Source organism: Paenibacillus sp. FSL H8-0548 (genome assembly GCF_038630985.1).
In the GTDB taxonomy this organism is placed as follows: Bacteria; Bacillota; Bacilli; order Paenibacillales; family Paenibacillaceae; genus Pristimantibacillus.
Window position 1 is genome coordinate 6,486,922 of the sequence record NZ_CP152049.1, and the last position, 18,436, is coordinate 6,505,357.

The 18,436-nt window shown below is 48.6% G+C and carries 9 protein-coding genes; all 9 read right to left on the bottom strand.

Annotated elements, in window-relative coordinates; genetic code table 11:
* Nucleotides 1-36: 36 nt before the first annotated feature.
* Entirely contained in the window at nucleotides 37-1,677 is a 1,641-nt protein-coding gene (locus MHI37_RS27425) for a response regulator (RefSeq protein WP_076336670.1), read from the bottom strand.
* Nucleotides 1,678-1,705: 28 nt separating this feature from the next.
* Nucleotides 1,706-2,959, bottom strand: coding sequence for an FAD-dependent oxidoreductase (locus tag MHI37_RS27430; protein WP_076336671.1), 1,254 nt, complete (start codon nucleotides 2,957-2,959; stop codon nucleotides 1,706-1,708).
* Nucleotides 2,960-3,026: 67 nt separating this feature from the next.
* Nucleotides 3,027-4,571, bottom strand: a complete 1,545-nt coding sequence (locus tag MHI37_RS27435; protein WP_076336672.1) for an extracellular solute-binding protein — start codon at nucleotides 4,569-4,571, stop codon at nucleotides 3,027-3,029.
* A 170-nt stretch (nucleotides 4,572-4,741) separates the two neighbouring features.
* Nucleotides 4,742-5,617, bottom strand: a complete 876-nt coding sequence (locus tag MHI37_RS27440) for a carbohydrate ABC transporter permease (protein ID WP_076336673.1) — start codon at nucleotides 5,615-5,617, stop codon at nucleotides 4,742-4,744.
* A 12-nt stretch (nucleotides 5,618-5,629) separates the two neighbouring features.
* Nucleotides 5,630-6,577 carry an ABC transporter permease subunit gene (locus tag MHI37_RS27445; protein ID WP_076336674.1) on the bottom strand — a complete coding sequence of 316 codons (948 nt, stop codon included), beginning with the start codon at nucleotides 6,575-6,577 and terminating at the stop codon, nucleotides 5,630-5,632.
* A gap of 297 nt (nucleotides 6,578-6,874) precedes the next feature.
* A complete protein-coding gene (locus MHI37_RS27450; RefSeq protein WP_076336675.1) occupies nucleotides 6,875-8,488 on the bottom strand; it encodes a response regulator in 1,614 nt (537 codons plus the stop codon).
* A 17-nt stretch (nucleotides 8,489-8,505) separates the two neighbouring features.
* Nucleotides 8,506-10,218, bottom strand: coding sequence for a histidine kinase (locus MHI37_RS27455; protein WP_076336676.1), 1,713 nt, complete (start codon nucleotides 10,216-10,218; stop codon nucleotides 8,506-8,508).
* Nucleotides 10,219-10,252: 34 nt separating this feature from the next.
* Nucleotides 10,253-11,773 carry an ABC transporter substrate-binding protein gene (locus MHI37_RS27460; RefSeq protein ID WP_076336677.1) on the bottom strand — a complete coding sequence of 507 codons (1,521 nt, stop codon included), beginning with the start codon at nucleotides 11,771-11,773 and terminating at the stop codon, nucleotides 10,253-10,255.
* A 228-nt stretch (nucleotides 11,774-12,001) separates the two neighbouring features.
* Nucleotides 12,002-18,406, bottom strand: coding sequence for an S-layer homology domain-containing protein (locus MHI37_RS27465; RefSeq protein WP_076336678.1), 6,405 nt, complete (start codon nucleotides 18,404-18,406; stop codon nucleotides 12,002-12,004).
* Between the last annotated feature and the right edge of the window lie 30 nt (nucleotides 18,407-18,436).

Consider the following 18,436-nt stretch of genomic DNA (forward strand, 5'->3'; position numbering starts at 1 on the left):
AGCGGCGAAAAGAAGCTTGTTGCGGCGTTCCAGGCTCTACGCATGAGAGTCCCGGTATGCGCTAGGAGTAGCGCCCGTCACTTTTTTGAACAGCTTTGTGAAGTAGCTGGGGTCGGTATATCCAATCGCGTAACAAATATCGTAGAACTTGTATTGCGGATCGCGCAGCAGTTCCTTGGCCTTTTCAACGCGTATTTGGGTCAAATATTCACCGACCGTCTGCCCCGTCTCTTGCTTAAACAAAAGACTGACGTACGTGGAGGACAAATAGACCGCTTTGCCGGCATCGGCAACCGTGAGTCCACCGTTGGCGTAGTTCTGCTCAATATACGCACGTACTCGCTCAACCACATTCGTTACCTTTCCCGTCCGCTTCTCCCGGATGCATTCGCCGACAGCCGCCAGATACGACTCCATCAACCCACGCATATCCTTCAGCGTCTCCTTCTCGTACAACGCCTCCGTCAACTCCGCCTCCATGGCTTCCAGCTTGGGATCCCCAGCGCCAAGCTCCATGAGCAGCTGTCCGATCACGAGCACCAGCTGCATGCACAGATTGCGACCGTACTTCAGGCCGTCGGGCCGGCTATAGGACAAGCTGGCGAAAATCAACTCCACGGCTTCGCCGACCTTGGCTTCATCATCCGCCTTAAGCGCCGACATCAGCTTGTCGTTGAGCTCGTAATCGTATCTCCGCATGGTGCCGTCCTCCGGGTCAGCGCCTTCCAGACTATCCATCGTGATGATGCGGTTTTTGCCTAGATACCATTTGTAGTCGGCTGCTTCGCGAGCTTGCTTGTATGCCGGTGCAAGACCGGGCAAGCCACCAGCCAAATCGCTAATGCCGATCGTCACGCCGATTTTGAGCCAGCGCTCCAGATTGGACCTGAGATCGCCAGCAAGTGCAAACAATGCCTCCGCCGCTTCGGTTGCCGAATCGCCGCCGGGCTCCGCCGCCTGCAGCACGCCCACGAATTCGCCGGCCCGGTGCTCGAAGACATATCCTCGCATATGGGCGTCGATCAGTTCCTGGTAAATGTTAAGCACCGAATACCATAATAACTGGCGGTCGCGCTCGGAGCGGCTCGCCATGACTTCGGCAAGATCGTCCACGGAGACGACCATCACCCAGTAGGAGGCATTAACGGACAAGTTCAAACCCAGAAACGACACCCGCTCGGCCAACTCCGATTTAGGCGCCCCCTCTCCGATCATGGAGAGCAGAAACTTCTCGCGCAGCAGCGGCATGCCTTCCTTCAGCTTAACGAGCAGCTCCTGCTTATGAATCTGCTCGGAACGCTCCGCATCCAGATCGGCGACGACGCGCTTGATGACCGTGCTCAGCTCCTGCAAATTAACCGGCTTAAATATATAGTCGACCGCGCTGACCTTCATCGCCGACTTGAGATACTCGGCGTCGTCATGCCCGCTGACGAATATGATCTTAACGGCCGGATATTCCTCCGAGACACACTGCGACATCGTAATGCCATCCATGCTCGGCATCCGGACATCAGTCAGTATAAGATCGGGCTGATCGCGGGCGATCATCTCGAGCGCAACATCCCCGTCATCCGCTTCGCCCGCTACTACAATTCCGTACGCGGCCCAATCGAAATAAGAACGCAAGCCCGCCCGAACCGTCGGTTCATCGTCTACGATAAGCAATCGGTACATCGCCCGCCATCTCCCTCCGTCTATTATATCAGCCTAACAGTCTAGCGTCCTGTTTCGCAAGCTCGGCTTGCACCTTGTCGATCGCTACTTCGCGAACGGATACGCCATCCTCCAGCGAGATCGCCGCCGCAATGCCTGCCGCTTGCCCCAGCGCGTAACAAGTCGCTTGGACGCGCATCGAGGACATCGCGACATGCGTCGCAGAGATCGATCTACCCGCTACGAGCAGATTGTCGATATCGCCCACGGGCACCATCGTACGATACGGAATATCATAGCCGTCGACTCGGCGTTCGTCGGTCGTCTTGCTGGCGTCCGGGCTATGAATATCGATCTCGTAATTCGTTTGGGCGACCACGTCCGGGAATCGTGTACCGCTCACGACGTCTTGTTCAGTCAGCGTGTAAAGTCCCTCAATTTGATTGGTCTCCCTAACTCCCGTCTGCGAAGCAATGTGAGCGATCGCGTATGTCTCGAAGCCCGTTCTCTGCAAATAATGCGCAATCGAGAACACCTGCTTCAAAGCTTCGGTCTCCGCGTAATTGACTTGCTCTATATCAGCTCCGTTCGCTTTGACGCGCGACATATTGATGAGCAACACACCGTCGTCGCGCTGCTTCCAATATAGTCTGCGCCCTTGCGGCAGATCGGATACCTCCTCGTAATGATAACAGCCTTCCGGAAGAATTTTCTCTACCAGCTTGCCCGTGTCCTGCATCGTAAACATCAGCGTCATCGGCTGCGTGAGTCCGTCCGTCTCGCGGCCAGTACGATAATGCACGCCAGCATCGATCGCCACTCGCGCATCGCCCGTACAATCGATGATAACATCGCCTTCTATCGCTCTTAATCCTTCGCGCGTCGAGACGATAACCGCGCCGATTCCATTTCCGCTGCGGATCGTGCCAACGAATTCGCAGTGGAAGTAAACTGATACGCCTTCCTTTTTCATTTTGTCATTCAAGTATTGGCGAAGCAAGAACGGCGAATATTGCGGCGCGGTCGATTCGTCGTGGCCGGCGGGCAAATAGTCGGCTAGCATCTCCTTGACGATCTCGCGGTAGATGCCGGTGACGTTGCCGACGGGCATAAACACGCTGACGTTGGCCAGCGTCCCCATTCCGCCGAGCTGAGCGGACTTCTCCAGCAAGATCACCTGTTTGCCGCGTCTGGCCGCGCCGATGGCTGCCGCCGTTCCCGCTGGGCCACCGCCTATGACAACGACATCTGCCTTGGCATGAGTTTTTACTTGGCGTGCGAACGAATAAGCTGCGTTATGCATAATAATCTCTCCCTTAGATGAAAGAAAGCGACAAGCGCCATAATGGACCCCCGCCGCTTATCTTTTTTTATTTTATCGTTGCGTACCAGTCGTTAATTTCTTTCGAAGCGGCTTCCCCGCCCGACGACATGAACTTGGACTGGAAGTCGGCAAGGCCGTCGATAGACTCTGCGCCGGCGATTAACTTAACGGTGTAGTCGCCAAGCATCGTGCTGAGCTGTTGGTTCGACTTCGAATATTGCTGCATGTAGGGAGCAAGACCAAGCACGTTTTTGATTTTCGCTTCGGCAGGCTGCTCATTATTCAGGAAATTGAACGCTTCGAACATGACCGGGTTTTTACGAACGCGCGCTTGCCAATATTGCGGATAATTTTCTTCGTCTGTTCCAGCCATGTAGTTATTGGCCAGATTGCGCTCATCGGTAAAGATCGGCTGAATCGGCTCATAAGCGCCGTCTACAACTTTATAGTGCGTGCCCTCGACCCCGATCGCCATATTTTTGAACGTTTCCGACTCTAGGCTCGCGTTAATCCATTTAATGGCTTCTTCTGGATGCTTCGATGCTTTCGGAATGTACGTCAGACGGTCGAATCCGGCATTTGCCGCGAATCCAGCTTCGCCGTTAGGACCTTTAAGCGCCGGAACGAAAGCGAATTGGGCTTCCGGCTTCGTCTTCGTAAGCGAATCCGCGATGGCCGGAATATCCGCCCAGTGAACGACGATGGCGCCAGCCACGCCGCTTGCGAATTTCTCTTTCGCCGTAGCATCCTTGTTCACTACGAATTGGCGGTCGATCAGCCCTTGCTGATAGAGATTGCCTACAAAAGCGACATAGTCCTTAAACGCCGGGTCCATAACTCGCGGAACGAGATTGCCGTCTACGTCGTTCCACGCATTGGCGATGCCGAACGCACCTACCAGGTTGTCGATCAACGATTGATCGCCTTTAATCGTAAGCGGAACGTTGCGGTCGCCGTTGCCGCCCGGGTCCTTCTCCTTGAATTGCGTCAGCACGTTCGTCAGCTCATCTGTCGTCGTTGGCATGGAAAGTCCCAGCTTGTCGAGCCAATCCGTACGGATGAGGATGGAGCTGTTGATGTCGTACGTAACGGTTGTCGGGATGGCATACAGCTTGCCGTTCACCTTTAATGCCTCCATCGATTCCGGCTTTATGGCCGCTTTGATGTTGGGACCAAATTCTTCGATGAGCGGCGTCAAGTCGACAAGCGCTCCCTTCTGCGCATAGTCCGAATATAAAGCCATGTCGCTATAGGATGTGACGATGTCGTACGCTTCGCCGGAGGACATGATCAGGTTCAGCTTCTCAACCCATTTGTCTTGGGGCATCATATCGTATTGCACTTTGTAGCCCGTTTTGTCTTCAAGCAGTTTGGCTACCGGGTAAGCATTGTAATCATCGTTCTGCCATACGCTCAATCGCTTCAGGCCCGGCTTCTCCGCGTCCGGCTTGGCCGTCGCTTCGCTTCCTGTGTTCGCTCCGTTGCCGGAACCTTCGTTGTTCTTGCCGTTATTGCCAGAACAAGCGGCCATTGTCGTTACCAGAAACGCGGACATCGCCATGACGGACATAAGTTTGAATGCTTTTTGCATAATGAGACCCTCCTGCAATTAGTGTAATCTATATCATTAAGTTTCCAACAACGTCCGTTGCAAGGGGCCGATGCTCCGGTACCGGGAGCACGATCGTGACGAGTAACACAGGCAACGGACCTGTTGAAAAAGTTAATGCGCGTGTCAGCAAACCTTGACTAGATGTCGATTCAACCTTTGACGGAACCGATCAGCATGCCTTTGATGAAATACTTCTGCAAGAACGGGTAAATGAGCAAGATCGGAATCGTGGATGCGATGACCGTTGCCGCCCGAACGCCCTCCGCCGGCACGTTCATGAGATCGTCGGCCGACTTGTCGATTGCCGAAGACGTATCCGCGTTCATGACGATGTCCTGCAGGTACAATTGCAGCGGCTTCAGCGCCGAGCTGTTGATGTACAGCATCGGGTTGAAGTAGTCGTTCCAATAATAGACGGCGTAGAACAGGCCGATCGTCGCCAGCACGGGGCCGCTTAGCGGCAAAATAATTCGGAACAGAATCGTCAGATTGTTAGCGCCTTCGATCTTGGCGGATTCCTCCAAGCTGGCTGGCAAGCTCTCAAAGTAACTCTTGATGACCAGCATGTTGAACACGCTGATGAGCGCCGGGAGAATGAGCGAGCCCAGATGGTTGATAAGCCCTAACTCGCGAACGAGCAAATAGTTCGGGATGATGCCCCCGTTAAACATCATCGTAAAGATGAACAATACGATAATGTTGCCCATGCCGGGGAGCTCTCGCTTCGACAGCGGGTAAGCGGTCAGCGCCGTTACGAGCAGCGACGCGAAGGTACCTATGACCGTAATGAGCAGCGATATCCACAGCGAGTTAAGAAACTGGCTGTTCGTGACGACGAATTTCATCGTGTCAAGCTGGAATCCGACCGGGAAAATCCCGACCTGACCCGACAGAATGGCCCATTCCTCGCTGATCGACTTGGACAAAATGTTAACGAACGGCAGCAGCGTAATAAGCCCCATCGCGATAAGCACAACATAGATCGAGCCATCGAGCATAAAATCTTTGGCGGTTCTCCTATACATGGTCGTTCCTCCTTACCAGATACTGCGATTCAGGAATTTGCGGCTGAGCATGTTGCCGATGACGATAAGCAGGAAGCCGACAGCAGAGTTGAACAGGCCAACCGCCGTGCTGAAACTGTAATCCTGCTGGCCGAGTCCCATCCGGTACACGTAAGTGCCGATGACGTCCCCGGATTCGTACACGAGCGGATTGTACATCGTCAGAATCTGTTCAGTCCCTGCTTCCAGCAGGCTGCCGATCCGCAGGATGAACATCAGAACGATGATAGGCAGCATGCCCGGCAGCGAGATCGACCACATCTGTCTGATCCGCCCCGCCCCGTCGATGGCGGCGGCTTCGTATTGCTCCTGATCAATGCCCGCGATCGCGGCGATAAAGACGATGGCGTTCCAGCCGATTTCCTTCCACCCGGCCGTGAAGACGACCAAGCTGCGGAACAAGCTGTTGTCGGTAAAGAACGAGATCGGCTCTCCGCCGAACGAACGAATGATTTCGTTGACGATGCCGCCGCTTGGCGACAGGATGTTAAGGAATAATCCCGAGATAATGACCCATGATAGGAAATGGGGCAAATAGATGATCGTCTGGATCGTCCGCTTGAAGAACATGCGCCGCACTTCGTTGAGCATAAGCGCGATGACAATCGGTATCGGGAATAAAATCGTTATTTTGTACAAGCTGATCAGCAGCGTATTGATAAGCACCTGCAGAAATTCTTCCGAATGCAGTAGTCTCTCGAACTGTTCCGTCCCTACCCACTCGCTGCCGGATATGCCGCTGAAGATGTTGAAGTCCTGGAAGGCGATGATGATGCCGTACATCGGCGTGTATTTGAACAATAACAAGAACACAAGGCCCGGTATAAGCAGCAAATACATATCCAGGTTGCCTCGAATCAGCTTCCAGCGCCGTCCGCCGGCGCCAAGGAGAGCGCCTTCTCCTCCGCTACGTTTGCTCACGTTCTCCACCTACTTTTCTCTGTCTTGTCTCCAATTATAGGAGAGGCGGCGGGGGTTTAGTAGCGGTCGATCCTTTTATTTCTGGTCTTATCCGACACAGTTTGGGAATGAACCATGCAACGCAAAAAACACAAAGCCCTCCACCGGCCTTGCGTTCATCTTCTTTCTAACTTAGAATTTTGATGCCGTCCTTTCGGCGGCCCGGGCAAACCGAGCGGCCCTCGGACAATATACTGGACGTGCCACAATCCACGACGGCTCCCGTTCTCGGTGATTTCGGCCAGCCATGGGTCCTCTTCATAAACTGTTCTTAAATTCTTGTGGAGTCATCCCATAGTGAGACTTAAACAGCTTAATAAAATACTGCGGTTTCTGATAGCCAACTTCATGCGCAATTTGACTGATCTTCAAATCCTTCTGCTTCAACAATTGGACCGCTTTCTCCATTCGCAGGCGAAGCACATAGTTTGAGAAGTTCTCTCCCGTTTCCTGCTTAAATAAGTTGGATACATATACGGGATGCAGATTAACATGATCAGCTACTGTTTGAAGGGTTATATCTTTGATATTTTCTTGTATAAATCGGCGAATCCGTTCCATCAAGTCAAACCGTATATTGTCTGAACGGCTGTCGCTGTAAGCTTTGATTTGGACATAGCTGCCGAAAGCCCATTCTTTTAACGGCTCCAAACTCCAACTGGCATCAATTTTCAGCATTTTCTCGATATCTCTTCCAAAAACTTCAAAGATCCGTTTGCCCTTCTTGTGCAAATAATAGGCGTAGGTTTGTAGCAAGGTAACATAGATTTCAAGCCCGTATTCACGGGCCCCGCTGCCTGCGCCTTCAAGCTCATCGAATATCCGGGTCAGCTTACTCTCAAATGCCGTCCACTGTTCAATATCAATTAACTCCATTAACGTTTGGGAACGATAAAGCTCCGCAAGCGGTTGGATTTCGAAAACTTCTTTCTTTTGCGTCACATGAAAAAAGCTTTCCGTCTGATTTCCTATGTAATCGGTATATATGGATAATGAAGAGTGGTACATGGACAATATGTCCTTTGGGAATCCTCCCCAATTGCTAAGTACAATGGAAACCTTCGATTTTAAATATAATTTGATTTGATGCTGGGAGAGCCTGGCCAAGTCTTCTATTATTGCGGAGTTATCTATGTCTGATTGTTCTATTGAACTTGCTTGAACCAGAAAAATCAAATAATCATGCGAATCTTTGCAATGCATCACATTAAATTTATTCGAAAAAACCTCTTCTACGATGTTAAACATGGCATATTCGATCAAAGAGAGACTATAAAGATCCGTATTCGAATAATCCTCCTCTACTCTCATGCATAAGAGGATAGCCTCTTTTTCAACAGAAAAGGGAAGCCCATAGAGATGGATCTTCTCCTTTAAATCAGATATAGGGTAATTTTTGCCGGAGATCAATTCATATAAGAACATTTCTCTTAATTTGGGCAAGCTTTCTCGGAAACGGTAAACAAATTTCTGCTGATTCAGCAGCTCATTTCCTTCTTCTGTAATTCGATTAATAATGTTTCGAAGGGTTTGTTCCAATTCCTCATTCGATACCGGCTTCAAGAGATAGTCACTTACTTGCTGTTGGATGGCTTCCTTCGCATATTGAAACTCATCAAATCCGGTTATAATAACCGCTTTTGTATTTTTCCATTTCTCATTGATTCGGGCGATCAACTCTAGTCCAGTCATTCCGTTCATATGGATATCCGTTACCACGATATCAACGGAACGGTAATTGAGCAGCTCCAAGGCCTCCTCGCCGGAATAGGCTTTATAAACATTAGTGATCCCCATTTGCTCCCACGGAAGTCCAATTGCCAGACTGTCAACCAAATGTGTGTGGTCGTCCACGATCAATATTTCGAACATCCTTGTCCCTCCTTAGGTCAAGATACGTCTTCCCTGTTGCTCCAACATAATTCTACGCAAAGTCCACCTAATTCCGATTGGCTGAGCAGCAAGCCTGAGTCGCCACCGTACATCAAACGTAGTCGTTGATGTACATTTTTCAGGCCGGATTCTATTTCTTCATTGCTCGATTGAATCTTCCTTCTAATCGACTCGATCACTGCATAATCAATTCCTGTGCCCGTATCCTCAACCGCTACATGGTTCATGCTATCTTCCCGCCAACACCTAATTCGAATCATTCCATATTCCGAATGATTATTGAACGAATGAAGGATTACATTTTCAACAAGCGGCTGTACGATCAAGCGTGGAATTTCCAAGTCTTCCATCTGCGGCTCGACCTCGATATGAAATTCAAAATCATCTCTCAGCATGCAATGGATCTCTAGATAGAAATGAACCAAGTCCAATTCTTCTTTCAGCTTCACCATCTTGTTCCCCGTCTTGGTCGTGTAACGATAGTATTTGCTCAAATTCATAGTCATTGAAATGGCGGCTTTGTCTTCACTCAGCTCAATCATACTTTTGATATAAGCAAGCGTGTTGTACAGAAAATGCGGATTGATCTGCGATTGCAGCTGCTTCAGCGTCGCATCCTTTGAGCGGAGCTGTTCTTTAAACACGTCCTCGATCAGTTTCTCTATTTTTGACGCCATGGAGTTGAATTTTTCATAAAGAAATCGATATTCCCCTTTGGGCTTGTCTACCATCCTTACGGAATAAATACCTTTTTCGATCAAATTCATGTTCTGAATCAGCTTCCGGAATGGGATCTGAATATTTCGATACATCACAAAAGCAAGATACGCCCCCATAAACAGAAGCATTCCGCTTATCACATAAAACATCGTCTGATTCCGACTAATTGGTGCCATAATATGACTGATGGGGACGTAATCAACCAGATACCAGCCTAATGATTCCAGCTTTTGATAGTGGACCTGAAACCTCGTCTTGTCGGATTTAAGCAGCATGTATCCGCTTTCCATCGAACTGTCGATCTCTCTAAGCCTAGGAAGAAATTCGTCAATTTGATCTACATTTACGGAATAATTATGAATAGGGTCCGCTCCTGGATGATAGAGGAACGGATCTCCCGAACCATTCGCTTTAAATTCAGATAAAGCACTTCGCAAGGCTGCCACGCCGAATTTAAGCACTACTCTCATATGCGCCTCGCCTGACTCCGCTGAGTTTTCGGGATAAGACAATATTTCCATGAAATAATCTTCATTAGGATCGGAATAATATTGCCAAAATGTATCCTGCGCAGGAAACTCTTTGGGGAGCGCATTTAAGCTGGAGTTGCTTTTGATGACGATTCCGGTACGAGGATAGAGAACAGCAATCACTGCTTTCCAATCACCGTAACCGGCAAGTCGATTAATTTCTTCAGAGACCGTTCGATTGATTCTATATTTATCTAAGACATCGTCAAGCAAATCAGGGTAGGCTAAATTTCGTACATCCGTGCTTTCGTACAGCATTTTTTTATAGGTATCCAGTCGAAAAAACAACTGATCCAATTGGTTGGCGAACGTTTCAATCTGATATTGCTTCACCTTAATAATTTCGTCAGTCAATACACGCGTACTTGTTCGATTCGACACCGCAAATAGGAGTAGGATTGGGATAAGTAAAATCAACAAAGTGGCTATTAGTTTTGTGAATATGCTGAATCTGCTCATAATCGATCGTCCTCTCAAATTCGGGCTCAGCATCTTAATGTTGGAGTTGGAATTCCGAGAACTGTTTTTTCAATTCTTCAAAAACAACGTCAAAGCCTGCTTTCTTAAGAGCTGCGATTGCATCTTCATAATACTCATCATAACTGGCCAAGCCAAAATTGATGGGCTCGAATTTTTCCTTATAGACCGCCATGACCTGGGCTATCTCATTTTTGACGGACGCCTCATTGAAATGAAATCCGAATAATTTGGAAATGCGCGAGTTTTCATCATTCGTAAGCATGTCATCAATAATATCATCCTCTACACTGGCAGGTGCGAGAAAATAATCCTTGTTTCGCCACATCCATTCGTATATTAACTGGTCATTGGTCAATTGCTTAATTTTACCATTCTCCAGTTCATAGTCCTTTCCCTCTACCCCATAAACAATAAAATTATAATTATCTTTGTTTTGCAAAATCCAATTCATAAACATCATCGCCCGTTCAGGATTTTCCGATGCCTCCGTTATCATAAAGGCTTCATTGCTTGGGGTAGTAATAAACTTCGGTTTCTCCTTTGCAAGATAATACTCGCGGAGCCTGGCATTCGGATCAGCATTCCGTGCCGTTTGCAGGTTCTCCATTGCCCTGGAGACCGCACCTACTCGAAATAGAAGCTTTCCTGCATTCTCCTGATCGATCTTCGCTGCCGGATTGCCCACTAGATTCTTGTCAATGATGCCCATCTTCACCCATGACTCACGCAATTGAGCCGCTTTTTTATATAAATCAGACTCTACATAGCTCAGAATCTCTCCAGAGTCCTCATCAACCACAAATAACAATCGCTCATCCAATGAAGAGTAATTTCGATCTGTCAATTCACGCCACAACATTTCATGGCCTCGGTCCGTTTCCAAATAGCCATAATAACTTGGATCTATGGTTTGCATTCTTTCGAAAAAAAGCTCGAGATCAGCGATTGTCTTAATTTCTGACATGCTGACCTTCTCTAGCAAATCCTGGCGAACCATGACGGAAGAGAATTTCCCTGCAGACGTAAATGCCTGAGACGGTATCGCCCAGAGCTTCTCATCGATCCGATTCTGCTTGAAGTTTTCATCAGGAATATGTTGAATAAGATCCTGCCCATATTGGTTCAGCAGCTCATCTAAAGGCTGAATATAACCTTTCGTGTAATAAACAGAGACGAATGGTGCGCCATACCAGAACAAATCGTACTTTTCTCCGGTGGATAAGGCCAGTTCTAATTTTTGTTGGTAATTAGACCAAGGAATATAAGTCAAGTCAAGCTTCATATTTAAATCTTTCTTAAGTCGATCATTCAATTCATTCTCAACGAAGTCGCCCATGCGCGCCGACAGATCGCCAGGCATAATTACTTTCAATGTGACAAATGATTCTGGCACATCTTCCGCTTGCTTATCCGCTGCATCTGCATTGTGGTATCCCGTCGAATTCGATAGGTCGGGTCCGCTATATTTGCTGTAAAGGATGTACATCAGAGATATGAAAAGTATGGCAACTATTCCAATAACAGCAGGTTTCATCGAAAAACACAACCTCCTTTACCATTGAACCTCAATGCTAGTCTACACTAATTCTATCAAAGTGAATATGATACTACCATGAAGGCTTCTACCCTTAACAAAGGGCAATACGTTTCAAAATATTCGATACGGAAGTGGGGCTCAGAGCCACATTTATGTACGAAAAGGAGAGATAAAACAGGAGCACATGAATGCTAATGTCATGTGCTCCTTTATTTAGTTCAACATTTAATTAATAAATTGCGTAAATTGTAAAAGCCTTTTGATCATGACAGCTGCTTCAGCTCGGCTTGCATCGGCGACAGGATCAATCGTAGTTCCTGATTTCCCTTGCATGATTTGAGCGGTGAGCAGCTCAGCTATCGAATTTCTTGCCCAAGAACCGATAGAACCGTTATCCGTGTATTTCTCAAGCTGTTTTTCATCGACTTGGACGGATTTGTTCATATAGCTCAGAGCTCTGGACAGCATGACAGCCATTTGCTCACGGGTGATTCGCTCATTTGGTTTGAATGAACCGTCCGTAAAGCCTTCAATGATTCCCGCATCAACCGCGGTAGCAATCGCAGCTGCATACCAGTCTCCTGTGGATACGTCACTAAAAGCGGCGTCCGTACTTAGAGGACTAAGTCCGAGAGAACGAACGAGTATGGCTGTGAACTCCGCGCGAGTGATCGGTTTGTCCGGCGAAAAGCTGTTCAGCGAAACCCCGTTAATAATCCGCTTAGAGGCCAGCAGCTCAATTTCCGATTTTGCCCAATGGCCAGAAAGATCAGAGAAAGTCTTACTGCCTGAAGCTACCGTATAAATACTATTTCCATTCCGTTTGATTACAGCTTCTGTATTTTCGCCATTGCCTAGGAATATGGACGGAACAAAATGAAAGGTTGCTGTATCCGGGTTGAATAGAAGTGCCGTCGTTTTCGCTGGATCTATTGCTCCTGGCAGAATAACCGTTCTTTCGAGATAGGTGCTGCCGAAGCTGCTCATCTCGATCGACTGTCCGTTCGCTTGAGCAAAAATATTGTAATCCAGTGCAGGGGTAAGCAGCGTCAAACCTTCTTTGCTTGCCTGTTCAGACAATAGATCTGCCCTGCTGCCTGCAACTCTGCTAATAACGATACTTATGGTCATCTCTTCAGGACTCACGCCTAGCTTTTCCGCTAAAGCAGCTAATCCAAAAGCTTTGACAGGAACCTTATAGCTTCCGAAATCCGTCTGTATAAGCACTGACGCTTCTGGCAGCTTATTCGCCACATCTGCAAATGCAGAGGATGGAATATTGACCTTCACATTCCCACCGTCGTTTTTCAGTTCGATAATAACCGATTTCGCGTTTGCGGTAGTTGAGCCTTTAAGAAGGGCAAGGAAGGCATCCTGAAGCTTCTTCCAATCAATGTTTGCCGCCACTTCAATGATGCCATTCTCATTCGTAGTTGGAACAAGTATGACCGCGTCTTGTCCCAGCTTGATGCCGTTGTCCGTTATCTCTGGTGCTGGCGTTGCCGTCGGTGTTGATGTGCCGCCACTGCCACCAGAAGGCGGGTTCGAATCAGACGCAACCGTTACATGAAATTGTTGTTCTAGATTGCCGTCAGAAGACTTCGCCGTAATGACAGTTTGGCCAACACCAACTGCTGTGACCAAGCCTGCGGCAGATACATAGGCAACTTTAAGGTCTGCCGAAGACCAAACGATCCTTTTATTGCTGGCTTCTACCGGCGCTATCGTGGCATTAATCTGCTTACTTGCGCCTGGAGCCAATTGAACCTGGCCCGATGAATCCGCCGTTAATCCCGTAACCCTTACTGGGCCGTCGGAATCACTATTCGATACGTCTACGCTGCCTAGATTCAGCCACCCGCTCCCATTCTGCTCCGTATTTGCGAAGTGGAACTTCTTGGCGTCTGCATTCAATTGCTCTAGCGGATTTACGTAGCGCATCAAAATTTGATAGCTTCCATTGCTTAATTCCGGATTGTTAGTCGATTCAAACAGCTTATTGTTATCAAATCCATTCATATTAGGAAGAATGCCTTCCAGACCCCAATCCGGATTCCATATTTCAATGATGCCATTACTTGATTGGGCAGCAAGCTCGACCTTCCAGTTGTAATAGAACGGCGCTACCCCTCTGTTCTCAAGCTCTACTCCCACCTTCAGGTTTCCATCTGGTGCATCCAGATAGGCAGTAGGCACATAGTATTCATAGCCCATTCTGCGCGAGCCTTCCGTAGCTCTCGCCAAAGGCTCTGAATCTAGCGGAGTTTGAAATATACCTTGAGCAATCAACCAGGATGCATGGGTCAAGCCCAGACTTGTGTAATAATCCTCTCCCTGTGCCCCCTCGATCGGCGTCGATGGTTCATTGTATTTTGGCGGATCATTGTTCCACATCTTCACTTGAATTTCCGGTCTCATCTCTCCGCCCATGCTGTTCGTCTTCCAGAATTCAGTTACTCCTGCGTCATTGACTCTACCCCAGAAATGCCAGCCTTGTCCGCCCAAGCTTGGCGGGAGTGTCTGGAATGCAAATGAATCATCATGATAGCCGACATCGAAATTTTTGGTTTGAAGCGTGTTGTTCTCCACTGGATATCTTAATACGAGCTGTGTTTCATTGAAGGCGTTGTCTACAGCGGTAAGAACCCGCTTCATGTTCGCGTCTGTTGGCATCAGGTTAGGAGATTGCAGATTCCCGTCATAGGGATACGTATGCCATTCGCCCCAGAAGCCGATTAACCCGATCATGATGGACCCGATTCGAGGATCGCCATCATAACGAGTTCCAAGCGCACCAATGAAATTGTCCAAAGCGCCTAATAAACGCTCATCATTATAATCAGGCGCCAAACTCGTGGCATCCTTGCCGTTGTCGAATTCCTCATAATTGTAAGTCGACAGCCCTTCATCAATAAGGAATTGCGGTATTCCTGAAGGTTTGTTCGGGTAGTCCAGATACACCCTGAATACGGACTGATTGCCTCTGGATGCCACCTCTGCAAGCCGTTTGTCCAGTTCTGACCAATTAAAGTCATCCAGATTGTTCATCAGCTTGCTCAGCGGCAAGTAGAAAAATTCTAAGCTGTAGGGCAGCTGGGTAGGGCGATCTCTCCAATCATCGCCAGCTTTGAAATAGGCTTCCTCAGCTGCATCGTAGAAAGGAAGGAATCCCTTGAGCGGATTATCTACCGGAGCAGGCTGATACGCCAAGGCATGCGTTCCTTCCGTTGTTGCCCACACTGGCGCGCTCGGATGCTCGGCAGGAGGTGTCGTTGTACCTCCTCCAGATCCGTTTGTTCTGCCCACTAACGCATAGATTCCAATCTGGTCTATGCTGAGGACATTGTCCGCTTGATTTTTAGGGCCAAAGCCGAATTGAATTTGAAGAACCTTGCTCGCATCGAAGGTTGCCTCGCAAGCATCGCAGCCTTGCCATGCGGATTGAGCGAACGCACTCCAAGGAATTCTAACCATTCCTTTGTAGCCAGCAGTGATCGAAAGGGAACCTCCACCGAGCGTAGTTAACTTCCAGCCGTCAGCTGCATGGTAGAAATTCACGACTCCTCCTTCTTTTAATGAGAATTCGCCTTTCGGTGCATCAGTAACAAGCGATAGGTTCAAATCCATATTTTTGTTGCTTGGCGACATATTGTTGACCCAGAATGTGAGGCCGTCAAATGCCGACCAATCCGAGTCTGCTCCAGTAAACGCCGCACGTTTAATATTGACCCAATCGGATATGGGTTTTCCCGAAGGAGGAGAAACCGAAAACTTCATCGCCTGACTGCCGTTCGCATAATTTACTTTGTCAATCGTACGAAGCGCAGATGGTTCTCCAGATTCCCAGTCTACTCTCCAGACGTTCTGCAAGGCGGCATCGCCCTCATACGATTCGAAATCTTCCAGTATTTTATCTGCCCGATAGAGCATGATGTCATCAATCGTGATGACATTGTGAATATAACCGGCTGGCGGATATCCCAACTGAAGGCCAGTTACTTCGCTGGCATCCAACGCTGCAGCACAATCAGCTTGAACGCCGTCGCATTGCCATGCGGATTGAACGAATTGATCCCAAGCCATTCTTACAACGCCTTTGAAGCCTGCGGGAACATTTAGCGAGCTTCCGTTGAATGCCGCAGCTTGCCAGCTTCCATCAGCAGCGATCGTCAAGGCTGATCCGCCTTCCTTCAGCCCGAACTCGCCACTCGCTGCAGGAGTTTGAAGCGCAACATTCAAGCTGAAATCTTTATTATCGTTTGTTGTATTGTCCACCCAGAAGCTTAAACCGTCGAATTTGGACCAATCACGTTTGTCCGAAGGGATGGAATGGATCGTATTCGACCACTCCGAATCAGTGATCGCAACCGAAAGCTTAAGGCCCTTGCTTCCACTCGCTTGGCCTAGCGCTCTAGTCACTGAGCCCGGTTTGTCCGACCACGCTTCCGTCCATGCTTGCCCAAGCGCAGCATCGTCGGCATAAGACTCGAAATTTTCAATGAGTCCCGGCTTTCCTGAACCAGGATTAGTACCAGGGCCAGTACCAGGGTCAGTACCCGGATCAGAATCTGATTCATACTTGTCCGTAAAGTATATTTCATCAATATAGATAGTGCCTGTCGTATCCCAAGCCGCTTGTGAAATCGCAATGCTCCAGATGGTTTGCGACAAATTAATGCCTTGATCATGCAAGTCGATGACCAGATCCTTATAACTCGTTGTTATCGTATCTCCGCTGAATTGACCAAGCGTTTTCGTTACGCCGCCAACGCTGAGGCTGACCTGATTCTCTTCTCCCCCGGCGGCTCCTTTCACCCGAATGACCAGCTTCCCCGTATCTGCCACATTTCGTCCGATATTGGTTTCGAGCCGCGACATATTCTGATACTGCAGAACTAATGCGCCATCTTGGACAACGCCAGCGCCATTCCCATTGGCAAAATTACTTGAACCGGTCCATTGATTTAGATCATTTTGAGTGTTTCCAGACCATGCTGGCGTTCCATCATAATCATCCACTAGCAGGCGCTTAGGCGGCGGTGGCGGTGAAGTCGGAGGCGCCGAACAAGGTGAAGCGCAATCCCCTACCAGCACCGGCCCCAAATTGAGCCAGCCTTCTTTATCCTGATCCGCATTCGCAAATCCTACCTTTTTCGCCTTATTGCTAATGGCTTCTAACGGATTAACGACCTTCATAACCAAATAATAATAACCGTCATTCAAGCCTAGAGCAGGAATCGACGTATCGAAATAATAGGGTTCGCCGAATGGGACATACTTCGGATCACCAGAGAGGTTCCATTCTGGATACGTTCTGATTTGCACAGGCATAACCTTCGTCATATCCCATGTCGTATCCCATTGCTTAACCAGCTTCCCTGATGCATTTTTCACTCCCAGCTCTACCTTCCAAGGATAAGCGAAGGGAGCAACGCCATTATTCTGGATGGTTACTCCGACCTTAAGCGGGTCACCTTGAGCTACGTCATTATAATGCGAGCTCTTCACATTCAAATCGTAGCCCATCTTTCGCACACCCGCCGCAACGGCAGCATCGTTGGCGTTGTAGTTGCTGATACCGCCTTGGTTGATCATCCACGTCGCATGAGTGAGTTCAATATCATCCATTGCATCATCAACATTGGCGCCGCCACTGAAGAAGCTGCTCTGAATTTCGGGACGCACTTCTCCGCCAATCGACTGCGTGATCCATTTATTCTCGGAACCGGCTTCCAGCATTTTGGTCAAAAAAGAATAATAGGCTCCGCCCATACTCTCTGGCTGTGTTACGCTTTGCAGCGGATCGCCTTCCTTGTACCCGAAAGAGTCATCATGGTAGCCAAAATTATACTCCGATGCACCAGGCAAGCCGGGATATCGGACCTCGAGCTTGGTTTGGTCAAACGCTGTATCATATGCAGTGAAAATTTCTCCGATTGTATCTGCGCTAGGCATGTAGTTCGGCAAACCATCCGCAGCATCCTCATCATAAGGGTAAGTATGCCACTCCCCCCATAGTCCAACGAGGCCCATATGAATATATCCAATGCGTGGATCACCATCATATTCCGCCCCAAAGGCTTCAATGAAGTTTGTCAAATAAGTGATCATTAACGGATCATCGTAATCAGGTTCGTCCTGGTTAAAAGTAGCGTTATGACGCATTTCAACGCCGCTTTGGTGAATAAAGTCCGGTATGGCGTCCTCCTTGCCCGGATATTCAAGATAGACCCTAAGTGCCGCCTGATTCCCTCTTGCCGCAATGGCATTCAGTGCTGGCTCTATGCCCGTATTGAATGTATAGGAATCAGGGCCATTCATCACCGCTTTCAGCGGGATATAATACCATTCCAAGCTGTGGGGGAATGAAGTTTCCGTTTCCCACGGATAGAACGGAGCGAATCCTTTTAACGGGTTGTCCAGCGGGCTTGGGGCATAGCTCAAATCATGCTTAGCTAAGGTGCTATCCACCGTAGGGCTCGGATATGGATTAGCGGGTACGCGCGTTGACGCGGGGTCCGCGCTTGCAATGCTTGCAGCATTCCCAAAGAGTGAGCTTAATAACATACTGCCAATAAGCAACACTTTGAATGATGCCTTCCTAATCTTGTGTACGGATAATGGATTCATTAAAATCCTCCTCGATTACGCTGTTAATTA

Bases quoted from the DNA above. Each gene is read 5' to 3' on its own strand.
- MHI37_RS27450 (WP_076336675.1), bottom strand. From the start codon at position 8,488: ATGTTCGAAATATTGATCGTGGACGACCACACACATTTGGTTGACAGT.
- MHI37_RS27435 (WP_076336672.1), bottom strand. From the start codon at position 4,571: ATGCAAAAAGCATTCAAACTTATGTCCGTCATGGCGATGTCCGCGTTT.
- MHI37_RS27440 (WP_076336673.1), bottom strand. From the start codon at position 5,617: ATGTATAGGAGAACCGCCAAAGATTTTATGCTCGATGGCTCGATCTAT.
- MHI37_RS27465 (WP_076336678.1), bottom strand. From the start codon at position 18,406: ATGAATCCATTATCCGTACACAAGATTAGGAAGGCATCATTCAAAGTG.
- MHI37_RS27455 (WP_076336676.1), bottom strand. From the start codon at position 10,218: ATGAGCAGATTCAGCATATTCACAAAACTAATAGCCACTTTGTTGATT.
- MHI37_RS27460 (WP_076336677.1), bottom strand. From the start codon at position 11,773: ATGAAACCTGCTGTTATTGGAATAGTTGCCATACTTTTCATATCTCTG.
- MHI37_RS27430 (WP_076336671.1), bottom strand. From the start codon at position 2,959: ATGCATAACGCAGCTTATTCGTTCGCACGCCAAGTAAAAACTCATGCC.
- MHI37_RS27425 (WP_076336670.1), bottom strand. From the start codon at position 1,677: ATGTACCGATTGCTTATCGTAGACGATGAACCGACGGTTCGGGCGGGC.